Source organism: Anaerostipes hominis (ex Lee et al. 2021) (assembly GCF_002270485.1).
GTDB lineage: Bacteria > Bacillota > Clostridia > Lachnospirales > Lachnospiraceae > Anaerostipes > Anaerostipes hominis.
This window is the reverse complement of sequence record NZ_NQOG01000002.1, coordinates 160,310-173,869: the sequence shown is the minus strand read 5'-3', so window position 1 is coordinate 173,869 and position 13,560 is coordinate 160,310. Positions and strand designations below refer to the sequence as shown.

The 13,560-nt window shown below is 41.6% G+C and carries 11 protein-coding genes; 1 reads left to right on the top strand and 10 read right to left on the bottom strand.

The window, feature by feature from the left end:
- Positions 1-31: 31 nt before the first annotated feature.
- Together CI597_RS03290 and CI597_RS03285 are read right to left on the bottom strand one after the other, a co-directional pair.
- Entirely contained in the window at positions 32-1,012 is a 981-nt protein-coding gene (locus CI597_RS03290) for an electron transfer flavoprotein subunit alpha/FixB family protein (protein ID WP_034549674.1), read from the bottom strand.
- A gap of 12 nt (positions 1,013-1,024) precedes the next feature.
- Positions 1,025-1,771 carry an electron transfer flavoprotein subunit beta/FixA family protein gene (locus CI597_RS03285; protein ID WP_024728150.1) on the bottom strand — a complete coding sequence of 249 codons (747 nt, stop codon included), beginning with the start codon at positions 1,769-1,771 and terminating at the stop codon, positions 1,025-1,027.
- Between the two features lie 263 nt (positions 1,772-2,034).
- Here CI597_RS03285 and CI597_RS03280 point away from each other — a divergent pair, with 263 nt between their 5' ends.
- Entirely contained in the window at positions 2,035-2,424 is a 390-nt protein-coding gene (locus CI597_RS03280) for a tautomerase family protein (protein WP_024728151.1), read from the top strand.
- 21 nt (positions 2,425-2,445) lie between these two features.
- Here the strand turns inward: CI597_RS03280 and CI597_RS03275 are convergent, their stop codons facing one another.
- The 8 genes from CI597_RS03275 to iolC form a co-directional block, all read right to left on the bottom strand.
- A complete protein-coding gene (locus CI597_RS03275; protein WP_024728152.1) occupies positions 2,446-3,987 on the bottom strand; it encodes an AAA family ATPase in 1,542 nt (513 codons plus the stop codon).
- A gap of 62 nt (positions 3,988-4,049) precedes the next feature.
- Positions 4,050-5,483: a glycoside hydrolase family 1 protein gene (locus CI597_RS03270; protein ID WP_024728153.1), complete on the bottom strand. Its 1,434-nt coding sequence runs from the start codon at positions 5,481-5,483 to the stop codon at positions 4,050-4,052.
- A 13-nt stretch (positions 5,484-5,496) separates the two neighbouring features.
- Positions 5,497-7,272 (bottom strand): beta-glucoside-specific PTS transporter subunit IIABC, encoded by a 1,776-nt coding sequence (locus tag CI597_RS03265; RefSeq protein ID WP_024728154.1) that lies wholly within the window; start codon positions 7,270-7,272, stop codon positions 5,497-5,499.
- A 96-nt stretch (positions 7,273-7,368) separates the two neighbouring features.
- A complete protein-coding gene (licT, locus tag CI597_RS03260) occupies positions 7,369-8,232 on the bottom strand; it encodes a BglG family transcription antiterminator LicT (protein WP_024728155.1) in 864 nt (287 codons plus the stop codon).
- Between the two features lie 354 nt (positions 8,233-8,586).
- The gene (locus CI597_RS03255) at positions 8,587-9,738 is read right to left on the bottom strand and encodes an iron-containing alcohol dehydrogenase (RefSeq protein WP_024728156.1); all 1,152 of its coding nucleotides are present in this window, start codon (positions 9,736-9,738) and stop codon (positions 8,587-8,589) included.
- A gap of 37 nt (positions 9,739-9,775) precedes the next feature.
- Positions 9,776-10,561 (bottom strand): 5-deoxy-glucuronate isomerase, encoded by a 786-nt coding sequence (locus CI597_RS03250; protein WP_024728157.1) that lies wholly within the window; start codon positions 10,559-10,561, stop codon positions 9,776-9,778.
- 15 nt (positions 10,562-10,576) lie between these two features.
- Positions 10,577-12,514, bottom strand: a complete 1,938-nt coding sequence (gene iolD / locus CI597_RS03245) for a 3D-(3,5/4)-trihydroxycyclohexane-1,2-dione acylhydrolase (decyclizing) (RefSeq protein WP_024728158.1) — start codon at positions 12,512-12,514, stop codon at positions 10,577-10,579.
- Between the two features lie 6 nt (positions 12,515-12,520).
- Positions 12,521-13,537, bottom strand: coding sequence for a 5-dehydro-2-deoxygluconokinase (iolC, locus tag CI597_RS03240; RefSeq protein ID WP_024728159.1), 1,017 nt, complete (start codon positions 13,535-13,537; stop codon positions 12,521-12,523).
- Between the last annotated feature and the right edge of the window lie 23 nt (positions 13,538-13,560).

Sequence of the window (13,560 nt, the reverse complement as noted above, 5' to 3'; positions counted from 1 at the left end):
TAGAAGATCCGTGAAATACCGGATCTTCTTTTTAATTTTCGAGAAATTCTTTTAGTATCTTTTGGGCATCCCCCACGATTCCATAGTCACAGTATTGAAAAATAGCAGCATTCGGGTTGTTATTGACTGCGATCACAGTCTTTGCCCGGACTCCGGTCATATGCTGGATTGCACCGGAAATCCCAAATGCCAGATAAAGATCCGGTTTCGTAATGGAACCGGTCTGGCCAATCTGCTGCTCCGGCAGGGTCCACCCTGCATCCACACACGGTCTTGTGGAGCCCATTTGAGCGCCGATGCGGTCGGCAAACCGTTTCAGAAGTTCAAACCCTTCCGGCCCTTTCAGCCCCCGTCCTCCGGCAGCAATGATCTTTGCATCCTCCAGACAAATCTTTTGATCTCCTTCAAAAATAAAATCCAGAGTTTTTTTCTGCTCTTTGATATCCTCCAGCCAGTCTGCCGGAATCATAGTAATGTTCCCTTTTTTATTGTCCGTCTCATCAGATTTCTGAAAGACTCCAGGCTTTACAGAAGCGATTTGTACCTCAGCCTCAGGCATTGACACTACTGACATCTGCTTCCCGTCAAAGGCCGGTTTTATGGCAAGTAACCTTCCTGTCTCTCTGTCGATATCCAGGCCGACGGCATCTGTCATAACTTCTGTTCCAAGAGCTGCTGCCACAGAGGGGATCAGCGTCTTTCCAAATAAGGTCCCTCCTCCCAGAACAATATCTGGTTTTTGTTCCCGGATCATGACTTCCATCACCTTGCCGTGGACCTCCAGCTGTGCAGGCTCCAATCTTGGATGATCCATCGCTATGATCCTGTCCACCGGATACCGAAGGAGATCCCTGCAGATTCCCCGGATCCCGCTGCCTGCAACTGCCAGAAATAGTCTGGCGCCCGTAAAAGACGCAAGCCTCTTTCCCTCTCCTATCAACTCCAATGTCACCGGAACCGGCTTCCCATTTTGTATTTCTCCAATGATCAGTATCTTTCTTGATCTCTCCATACGACTCTCCCTCTACTCCAAAACGTCCTGCTCTCTCAGCACCTGATACAGCTTTTCTGCCAATTCCTGTTCATCTTTCCCATCCAGCAGCTTTCTTTTCTTCGGCGTTTCTTTTGGTGTATATTCTCTGACCTTTTGGATCATCCTTTCGGTCTCACTTTGTCCTGTTCCAAAAACGGGAATGGCTGTACTTTCCGCATAGGCTGACATAATATCTGCAACATTCGGATGCCTTATTTTCTGATTCTCCTTCACTGAAAGAACCAGTGCCGGCATGCTGCACTCTGTCTGTTCTGTCCCATTCTCTGACATGCACCAGTTATAGAGCTTTCCATTTGCTGCTTCTATTCTTCTGGAATACGCAATAAGAGGGATCTTTAGAAAAAATGCCGTCATAGCCGCCATATGTGCCGCGTCTCCGTCGAGAGCCTGCCTGCCGCATAACACAATGTCAAATGCCCCTTCGGCCTCTATGGCTCTTGCAAGCAGCCTGGCGCTCTTCCGGACATTCCCTGTCCCGTTCCTTCCTTGTAAAACCAGGATCGACCGGTCAACGCCCCAGGTCAATGCCTCTCTTGCCGTCTTTTCCGCCCTGGACGGTCCGATGGTCATGACTGTCACCGTTCCTCCTTCTTCATCCCTCAGATTCAGAGCTTCCATCAGGACATTTTTATCGCTGTCATTGAGGCCTTCTGTATCCTGGTATTGATCCCGCTCTTCCTCCGGAGGTATTTCTTTTAAGTACACTAAGATCCTCATATTGGTTTCACTCCCTTCACCGACGTAATATTTTGTAAAAATTTCTTTAATATAAATTAAAGCTGACTCTTCAAAAATGCTGTACCCAAAAGGGCATCCCGTGTTTTATGCCCTTCGGGCTTGACGCGCTCCGCGCGATAAGGTATACTATGATAACCATACAAATTAATTTGCATCCCATTAGTTCGTATGCTAATTAATTTTTACTGTTATAATATCACCATTCATTTTATATGTCAATCATAGAAAGAAAGGAATCTATTATGCCATTAATTCAAGTAGATCTGTTAAAACAAAACGATAAAGCGAGACTTAAAAATATTCTGGACACGATCCATCAGTGCGCTGTTGAGGCCTTTGAAATCCCCGAGCGCGACCGCTATCAGATTGTAAATCAGCATGAACCGGAAGAGATGATCCTGTTAGACACAGGCCTTGGATTTGAACGGACAAAGGACCAGATCGTCATCCGGGTCACAAGCAAACAGAGAACCCGGGATAAAAAAGAACTGCTCTATACTCTGCTCTGCCGGCGGTTAAAAGACCGGTGCCAGATCAACCCCCAGGATCTTCTTGTCTCCATCGTGGAAAACGGGGATGCGGACTGGAGTTTTGGGTTTGGAAAGGCACAGTTCCTCACCGGAGAACTTTGATTATTTTATAAATGATACCGGTCAACAATTAAACTGTTGGCCGGTATCATTGAATAGAAATCTCTTGATTATAACTTTACAGTTTTTCTTATAACATGCAATGCCATATTTTAAAATCTTCTGCATCCCATCTGCTAAGAGCCTGTCTGCATATCTATTTTTCTCAATCTGTTCTAATGCTTTCCTGCATTCAGCATCAAGATCAGCGTCATGGGCATATTTAACTTCAATAATAATTCTAACTTCTTCGTCATCAATCTCAACCTGAATATCATTATAGCCATCCCCTGACTCCTTGTTTGACGCTACACTCCACGTCTCTTTAAATCCTAAAATTTCCAACAGAATGCCGCGATAAAAATTTTCTTTTGTCTGTTTTCTTACAAATGTATTCCGAATACTAATTGTTTTCTTTAAATATTCTGTAAACTGATTTTCTACACCCCTGGCATCACCATTTTTCAACACTTTGCAGAATATATTTAATGTCTCTCCACCTTTACATACATTTTCCTTAAACAGTTCTATAATCTTCCTTGTAAATATCTTACGGATTTCCATATTGGGAATCACTAACTGAAAAGTATCACTCATTGCTTTCCCGCGCTGTGTCAGGTAACCTGTGGTAAATAAAACACTCCAGATATTATCTATGGAATCATACAATTCTTTATAGGTTAGTTCCTGATGAAGTTCTTTTGATACTGCTTCTCCCGCAACAAGCCTTTCAATCTCTCGCTTTATCGTCCCTGTGCCCGCCTTCTCAATAAAATTTCTCACAACATCATTGCCGCTTGTGTTCGACCAGTAATCTTTCGGAACAGCCATTTTGTCTGCCCCCAGCTCGTCACAATAACTAATGACAGCCCACGGACAGTATACGTCAATACTTCCAAACCGATATCCGTCATACCATTCCTTCACAGCATCATAGGCATCTGTAAGTCCGTAGTATTCCAGCATTTTTCTCACCTCTTTGTCCGTAAATCCAAAATATTCATCAAAACGGACATCTGCAATAGATAAGACTTTCAGATTGTTCATTCCTGTAAAAATACTTTCCTTTGCAACGCGTAGGCATCCAGTCAGCACAGCAAAAAAAAGTGATTCATTTGTCTTAAACGTTTGACCAAAGATATTTCGGATCAATGCAGCCATCGAATCATAATAATCCTTTTCATTCGCCTTTGCCAGCGGTACATCATATTCGTCAATCAAAATAATGACTTTTGTCCCATAATGCTTTTGAAGAAGAGCGGAGAGGGTCAAAAGGCTGTTCATCAGCACTTCATCCGACATTTCAAAATTTCCGCTGTCATCCACATTGATCAAGGCATGATACCGCATTTTATCCACTTTTGACAGTTGCCTGCTCTTTGCCAGAACTTCAAACCGCAGCGCTTCATTTCCGACAACGGAGCACATCATAGAACGGGCGGTTGTGAAGTTGTCTCCGTTTACACCTTTTAATGAGACAGAAATCACCGGAAATTTTCCCATATATTTTTCACACAAATCGACCTCTTTTCCATTGTATGCACACACTCCTTTCTGAATCCCCATGATTCATGGTTCTTATTTTACCATCAGATGTTGGAAATAACAAGCTATGCGAAATCCTGGTTTTAGAGTATTTCCCCATTGGATTCGATACATTTTTTATACCAATAGAAACTGTCTTTTTTTATCCGTGAGTAATCTCCCATCCCATCATCATTTTTATTGATATAAATCAAACCATATCGTTTTTTCATTTCACCAGTGCTGGAACTGATAAGATCTATAGGACTCCACATAGTATATCCGATCAGATTTACGCCGTCATCAACCGCTTTGCTCATTTGTTTTATGTGATCCTTCAGATATGAGATACGATACTCATCATGAATTTTTCTATCTGCAGTCAATTCATCGACAGCACCCAATCCATTTTCAACAATCATCAAAGGAATACCATAACGGTCATTTAGCTTGTTCAAGGTATATCTTAATCCAATCGGGTCGACCTGCCATCCCCACTCACTGTTCTTTAAATAGGGATTTTTAACGCCTCCTAGTAAATTACCGGCACTTGTCTCATAATCTCCTTCAGCAGAAACACAGTTGCTCATATAGTAAGAAAATGTATAATAATCCACACAGCCTTCTTTTAAAATGTCCATGTCATTTTCTTCTATGTTAATCTCAATATTATGTGCTTTATAATAATTTTTCATATAAGCAGGATATGTACCGAATACCTGTACATCTCCACAAAAATCATTAAATAAATGATCTAAATCTTGTACCTTTATCATATCCTTTGGGCTGCATGTTCTGGGATATAAAGTGACATGGGCGATCATACATCCAACTTTGTTATCGGGATTAATTTTATGAGCTGCATTTACTGCCTCAGCACTTGCGATCAATACATGATGTAACGCCTGATATCTTTTGTTCAAGTCATCGTAAGGGTCCGTATAATCCGTGGTCCGGTCGTCGTAAATCCCCAATACTTCCAGGTTCCCGGAAGGTAAACAAGCAAAATTAATTTCATTAAAAGTAATCCAGTATTTCACTTTATTTTTATATCGTTTGAATATAGTTTCCGCATATCTAACAAAATGACGGACCACTTCTCTGCTGCAAAACCCTTGATAATGGTCCAACAAAAAATATGGCATATCAAAATGCATTAACGTTACAATGGGTTCAATTCCATGTTTCAGGCATTCATCAAAGATATCGTCATAGAATTTTAAACCTGCTTCATTAGGTTCATCTTCTATTCCTTTCGGAAAAATTCTGCTCCAAGTGATGGACATCCGAAAAGCCTTAAATCCCATTTCGGCAAATAGTCTGATATCCTCTTTATAATGATGATAAAAATCTACTGCTTCATGGCTGGGATAAAATGTATCTGCCTCAATCACTCTGGTAAATCTTCTTTTAATACTGCGGGACCCACCACTTATATGATCGCTGATGCTGTCACCTTTTCGGCCTTCAAGATATCCACCTTCTATTTGATTGGCAGCTGTGGCGCCTCCCCATAAAAAACCTTTTGGAAAACTCATTTTTCACCACCTCCTAATAAGTGGCTTCCAACAGGATTCCACTACTATTTACTGTTTTTATTTCTTCATAGTCACTTGAATTTGTGATTATGATCAATGTGTCCGTAGAATAGCCTTCCTCTTTAATTTTATCAATGTCAAAAGAAACTAATAATTGGCCCTTTGATACTTTATCACCCTGCTCCACATGTGCTTCAAAGTATTTTCCTTCAAGCTTAACTGTGTCTATACCAATATGAATCAATACTTCGCACCCATTGTCACTCACGATACCAATGGCATGTTTTGTGGGAAATAGTGATAATACAGTTCCATCAAATGGTGCATATGCTTTACCCTCACTTGGCACAATCGCAGCACCTTCTCCTAAGGCACCCTGTGCAAAAGCGTCATCTTGCACCTCACTTAACGGCTTGACATCGCCTTTCACCGGCATATTGATTTTTTCTAATTCTATCTTGGCTTCATCTTTATAAAACACATATGCCAATACAAAACTCACAGCAAATGCGATCACAGTAGCAGTTGCCGCCTGGATCATCACTGTCTGTACCCCTGTTTTTGGAAACATAGCAGGAATCTCGAAAATTCCCATACCGGCCATCTGTTGGTATTTCAATCCAGCCAGTCCGGCAAATCCTCCTGAAACAGCCCCTCCAATACAAGAAATAACAAACATTTTAATTCTCGGCAACGTAATACCGTAAATTGCCGGTTCTGTCACTCCGAACATTCCTGAAATAAAGGCAGGAATACAAACCGATTTTAATTTTTTATCTTTTGTTTTAAGTGCCACTGCTAATACTACTGCTGATTGTGCAAAGGCTACAAAAACCGATAATGACAGAATTGGATCCGGTGTTCCTGCCGCAATATTCATAATAGCCAAAACAACGAGCGTCATATGAACTCCAAATACAACCATTATCTGCCACAAGCCGCCGACCAAAACACCTGCTAATAACGGACTCATATTATAGACGCCTGATAAAGTACTGCTGATTATATTTGAGAGATAATTAGCGATTGGTCCGATCACCATAAATCCTAAAATTGTAGAGCTCAATAAAACAATCATAGGAGTAAAAAATGATTTAATAAGGTCAGGAAGAATTTTATTCAGCCATTTTTCCATAGGCGCTGCCAGTGCAACGGTTAAGATCACTGGCAGTACAGTTGATGTATATGTTACATTCATGCTTATCCCAAAAACCACCAAATCAACCCCATTGATCGTTGGATAGCATAATGCTGCACCGATCATCATTCCTACATATGGGCTCAGCTTAAATTTCTTGGCGCTATTATATCCGATTACGACCGGAAAAAAATAAAAGATACAATCTCCAACAGCGTTGATCAAAGTATAGATCCCAGACGTGTCTGTATAGACGCCGGCAAACTGCAGAATTGAATTTAATCCTTTGATCATCCCGCATGCGCAAAGAATAGAGATAGACGGCATAAAAATAGAAGTCAGCAGATCAATAAACTTTTCTTTCAATGTCATCTTTTCTTTCTGATGATGATTATCTTTGCTTAAATTTAACTTGGCACATGCTTCATCGTAAACATCTCTAACATGATTGCCAATAACAATTTGATATTGTCCCGCACTGTGCATCACAGTTATAACTCCATCAAGATTTTTAATAATATTATCCTTTGCTTTGTTTTCGTCTTTCAACCGAAATCTCAATCTTGTCACACAGTGAGTCAAGGAAATAATATTGTCTTTCCCTCCGACATTTTGAACGATGTGTTTTACTAAACTTTCATATTTACTCATTACAGTACCTCCATTTTTCATTGCTAAGTTTTCAAATATGAATTTTGAAGGTTAAGCCAACTGAATGTTACCATCCTCTGAGTGAAATTAAATCAATTATTTTCCATCGCCTCCTTTCGCATTCATTTTTGTGACAATCCGATGTATATGGATTGTCAGATATAATAACTCATCATCTTTTAGATGATAGTCATACTTATGAATCAAAAAATCCTTGATCTTTTTTGCACAATCATACGCAGTTGTATATTTTTCAATCACCATATCCAATAATTCAGTTTCATCATTTTCATCATATTGATCATGATTAAACAGCCTCAATGAAAAAAATTTCAGATGAGTGATAAACCGGTAATAATATGCTGAACCAGTATCAAATTCAATGTGAAAATGATACTTTACAATCGTGGTTATTTCCTGAATTAACTTCGTCACTTTAAATATATTTTCCATGCTGTTTTTATCCAGTTGGGCATTTACGATGTGCAGAGCTATAAAGCCCGCTTCATCCTCCGGAAAATCTATCTTCATTTTATCTTTTATCAACTCAACTGCCCTTAAGCCGATCTCATATTCAATTTCATAGAAATTTTTTATATCCCAAAGCAAGGCATTCTTAATCAGCAGCCCTTCTTTACATCTCTGGATTGCTGTATATAAATGATCGCTTAAAGTAACGATCATACTATCATGAAAGCTTTTCGCGAATTCCATTTTAGCCATTTCTGCTATATCATAAGCTAACCTGATATACTCAATCGGTACATCTTTTAAAAGTTGTTCAAATTTTATGACATTAGAATCATTTTGTAAAATAAATACTTGATTTATCAATGAAGGATCGATTTCATCACCGCTTCTTTTTTTAAAAGCAATCCCTTTCCCACAAACAATCTTATCCTTGCCATCATCTCCAATAGTAATGACTGCATTATTTGTTAAAACTCGTTTTATTAGCATTGAAACTACTCCTTTGAAATAAAAAAACCTGTCTACATAAATTTTTAATACAAAAAATTTATGTAGACAGGTTAAGCTTGACAAAATCAATTACCATCCTATTTACAAATTTTATTGTAGCATAGCATTTTCATTAATTCAATGCTTTTTAAAAAAAAAGTATGGACCCAGGAGAAAAAAGGTCCATACTTTTGTAATGCAGATATTACACAATAACAATTCATTTTTGAGCCAGGTATTGGAGGGTTTGGCCCGGGGTATTCTTATTGTTTTTATTTTTAGGAGTTTCAGTGGCATAAATCTGCATTGATCTATATTTAAGTACGTTAAACGCACGTACTTACTACATTGTGATTACCACAGATTGCGGTAAATTTCTTTGACATCTTCCGCTGTGATGGCTTTTCTTGTGTTGGACGGGCTTCCGCTGTCCATGGCATCGTTGGCCATTTTGTCGATCACACCGAAAAATTCTTCTTTATTGATTCCATATTCCTCTAAGGAAGGAGTTTCAAGCTCATCGCAGATATCCACAACTGCCTGAAGGAATTTCTCACTGGCTGCCTGGTCTGTGTCAGTCTCAGCCGCCACGTTAATCGCTTTGCCAAGCTCGCCAAAACGGTCATAAGCCCCGTCCAGCGCATAGATAAAGCATTCCTTCAGCAGCATGGCATTGGAAAGTCCATGTGCCACATGGAACATAGCACCGATTGGACGGCTCATTCCGTGGACTAAGGTCACGGATGCATTGTTAAATGCAATTCCTGCTTCCAGTGCTGCTATTGACATCTGTTCTCTGGCTTCAACATTCTTTCCGTCTTTGAATGCAACCGGAAGATATTTGAAGATCCTTTTAATAGCAGAAAGCGCAAATGTATCGGATAATGGCTGTGCCAGCTTTGATGTATAAGCCTCTGCCGCATGAGTCAGGGCGTCAAGTCCTGTAGCCGCAGTAATCTTAGGAGGTGCAGTCATTGTAAACTGTGGATCGATGATGGCAAGATCCGGCATTAGAACAGCGCCTTTGAGCAGCATCTTGATATCATTTTTTGTATCTGTGATGATGGTAAACTGAGTTGCCTCAGAACCTGTACCCGCTGTGGTAGGAATTGCAACAAGTGTCGGTGTTTCCTCTGTGATAATCTTTCCCATGTAATCTGAAATCTGTCCGCCGCTGGTTACCAGTGCACCGATTGCTTTCATAGAGTCAATCGGGCTGCCGCCTCCGAGAGCGACAATAAAGTCACATCCTTCTTCTTTGTAAAGATTCAGTCCGTCTTCAATCATTGTGTCGGTCGGCTCACCGTTGATCTCGCTGTAGATCACATATTCAATGTTCTGGTTTTTTAAAACAGTTTCTACCTTTGCTGCGTTTCCAAGCTCGACCATCACCTTATCTGTGACGATCAGCGCTTTTTTGCCGAGAGTTCCTAACTTTCCTTCTGCCATATCCAGTGCACCCTCACCAGTATAAATCTGGCCCGGCGCGATAAATTCTCTTGCCATGTTCTTATCCTCCTATACTTTCTTATGATTTTCTATCTTAGAATTCTGCGTCATGAAGCCAAACGTAGCGTTCATCTTCATTTCTGTCTGTCTGAAGCCATGGGTTCCCTTCCAGATGACGGATCATCCAGCAAGTATACATCTGGTATCCCGGAGCCACTGCCTGAGGATGAAGTTCTCCCCCTGGAATCGCTGAAAAGCTTCCGTCTGTACTCTTAAATACCTGGTCTCCCACAAAGCTTGCCCCGAATCCTTCCGGATGGTCAAACAGGAAGTAATAAGTTTCCGGCTGCGGATGTCTGTGAGGAAGATATCCTGACCAGTTTCCGCGGTCATTTAAGACTTCACCTAATACCATGTTGGAGTATGGTGCAATGTCATGGTCAAAGATGGTATTGACACGGCGTTTCGCAACATTTCCGAACTTTCCTACACAGGAGTATCCCCAAGGAGCATCTTCCGGCGCATACAGTTTACTCTCAAATGTCTGGTCATTCATTGTGGACTGTACCAAGATTTCAGAGTCTGCCTTTGCTTCCACTGTGACTTTGGCTCCTGTGCAGATATGTACTGCCCAGGGTCCTTCTGTAAATACATCTTTTCTTGTGACTTCCCTGGAAGTTTCATCAAATGAGAATACGACATCCCCTTTTAGTAAAAGAACCGCGGTCTCCTCTTTTTCTTTGCAGAAGGTCTTCACATCTCCCGCTTTTAAGCGGAAGACGCGGATATCCATCAGCATTTCTTTATAATCATTGTCATATGTTGTTAAAACCTTTTCCCCGTTTGCATCAAACTCAGGATAGCCGAATACTTTACCCATTGTCATACCTCTTTTCTAATACTGTCTTGCGTTTCTGCGGCCTTCCAATACTCCTTCACATGCTTTCTGCACGCTTTCTTTCACAGAAGTTGTCGCAATACCTACGTTCCACCATGATTTGTAACCATCTGTCATTGTTTTCGGAATGACCTTCAGGTCGATCAATGTGGCTACGTCCTGTTTCTTAGCATCGATCAATGCTTCCTCAAGCTCTTTGATCGTTCTTACACTGTATGTCTTAAGTCCGTATCCTTCACCGACTTTTGCATAGTCAACCGGGATCAGATCGCCCTTGATCTCATTGTTTTCATCGCGGTATCTGAACTCTGTTGCAAGACTTCCCACTCCATGATTCATCTGAAGGTTGTTGATGCAGCCGAATCCACAGTTGTCAAATACGAGGATGTTGATCTTCTGTTTTTCCTGCATTGCTGTCATGATCTCACTGTGGAGCATCTGGAAGCTGGCATCCCCCACAACCACATAGGATTCATGCTCAGGCTCTGCCATCTTTACGCCGAGCGCTCCCGCCACTTCATATCCCATGCAGGAATATCCGTATTCTGCGTGATATCCGCCTCGTTTGTCTGTAGTCCAGATTCTCTGCATACAGCTCGGAAGACTTCCCCCTGCTGTCACAATATTAGCGTCTTCATCAATGACCTCACGAATCTTGCACAATGCTGCAGTCTGAGTGATAAGTCCCCCTGTAAGTTTTACGAATTCAGGAATCGTACGAGGATCTCTCGCTTTGATCTCCGGCTCAAAATCATCACCTGTATATTCAATGTTTGCAAGGCGGTCCATCTCTTTATCCCAGGCTGCCTTTGCGTCCTTGATCTCTGTTGTGTAAGCAGATTTGTATCCTTCTTCTTTCAGACTGGCAGAAAGAGCTTCTACTGTCACTTTTGCGTCTCCGACAGCTTTCACTGCATCCATTTTATATGCATGGTATTTGTTGTTGTTGATGGTTACCATTTTTACATCAGGGTTTTTGAACTGTCCTTTGGAGCCTGTTGTAAAGTCTGAAAGTCTGGTTCCCACTGCGATGACTACATCGGCCTGCTCAGCGATCGTATTTGCAGCCAGAGTTCCTGTGACACCGATTCCTCCTAAGCAGTAAGGGTGGCTTGACTTGCAGGCACTTTTTCCTGCCTGGCTCTCTCCGAACGGGATGTTAAAGTCTTCGCAGAACTTTTCTACAGTTTCTCCTGCCTCTGAATACTTCACACCTCCACCCACGATCACTAACGGATTTTTAGCTTCTTTAATAACTTTTACTATATCCTCAATCTCTTCTTTTACCGCGCAAGGTCTGGTGATCCTGTGTACGCGTTTTTCAAACAGGTAATCAGGGAAATCATAAGATTCTCCTTCTACATCCTGAGAAAGTGCGATGCACACAGCGCCTGTCTCTGCCGGATCTGTGAGAACACGCATAGCGTTGACCATGGCTGTCATCAGTTGTTCCGGGCGGATGATCCTGTCCCAATATTTACAAACTGGTTTGAATGCGTCGTTTGTTGTTGTAGAGAGACTATCGCTCTTTTCTAACTGCTGGAGCACCGGGTCCGGCTGTCTCGTGGCAAATGTGTCAGAGGGCACTACCAAAAGCGGGATATTGTTCACTGTGGCTGTAGCCGCTGCTGTCACCATGTTTGCCGCTCCAGGTCCTACAGAAGATGCGCAAGGGATGATCTTTCTTCTTCTGTTCTGTTTTGCGTAAGCTGTCGCCACATGGCACATTCCCTGCTCATTTCTTCCCTGAAGAACCTTTAAGCTCCCAGGATTGCTGTCCAGTGCCTCTCCGAGACCAACGGCGATCCCGTGTCCGAAGATTGTGAAGAAACCTTCTACAAATTTTGTCTCTTCCCCGTCAAATTCCACATACTGATTGTCAAGGAATTTTACAAGGGCCTGCGCTACTGTCATTCTGGTTGTACTCATTTTCATATCCTCCTATACTCTCGCAATCATTTCGCCATATTTGTCTTTTGTTTCGCGGATAAAGTCTTTGACTTCCTGAGGGTTTGGAAGTTCCTCAGAACAGGAATGGCTTCTCACCATCATGGCCGCTTCCGCACTTCCGAATTCCAGACACTCGATCATATCCCATCCTTCAAATACTCCATATAAGAAGCCGGATGCATATCCGTCTCCGCCTCCAAAACCTTTTAACGCCTCAACCGGGAACGGTTTGATTGAATAGTCATTTCCGTCATTGGTATATGCTGTAGATCCTTTTTTGCCATGTTTGATGACAACGATCTTTGCATTTTCATTGTTCCAGGCCTGTGCAGATTCTTTGTCTGTTCTGCCCGGTTTTATCAGTTTTTCTGTCAGGTCAAATTCTTCTCTTGATCCCATGATGATATCTGCTTCTCTGGCTACTAAAGAATAGTAGATTGAAATCTCATCGGAATTTTTCCAATTATATTCTCTATAATCGATGTCAAAGATGATCTTTGTTTCATTTTTCTTGGCAAGCATCACTGCTTTTAACACTGCTTCCCTGGATGGGCTCTGCGCCAAAGCTGTTCCGGAAACCAGGATCGCCTTTGTGTTTTTTATGTATTCCTCATCGATGTCATCTACAGATAACTGTAAGTCTGCGATGCAGTTGCGGTACATTAAGATGCTGCTCTCTTCCCTGGAGAGGATTTCTGTAAAGGTAAGTCCAAGCTTTTCTCCGTTCGTACATTTTGTAATATGGGATGTATCGATTCCCTCTTTATTGAAGAAGTCTACTACATACTCTCCGAACTGGTCGTCGGAAACTTTGCCGATGAATCCTGCTTTCTTTCCGTGTCTCGTGATCCCCACTGCGATGTTTGCCGGAGATCCTCCCACATACTTCTTAAATGTAGTGCACTCAGATAACGGGTGGAAATAATCTACCGGGTTAAAATCGATGGCTACCCTTCCGATGAGTACTAAATCCATTGGTCTTGTCTGGTCAAATTCAACATACTTCATAACTTTCACCTCAGTTTTGTTTT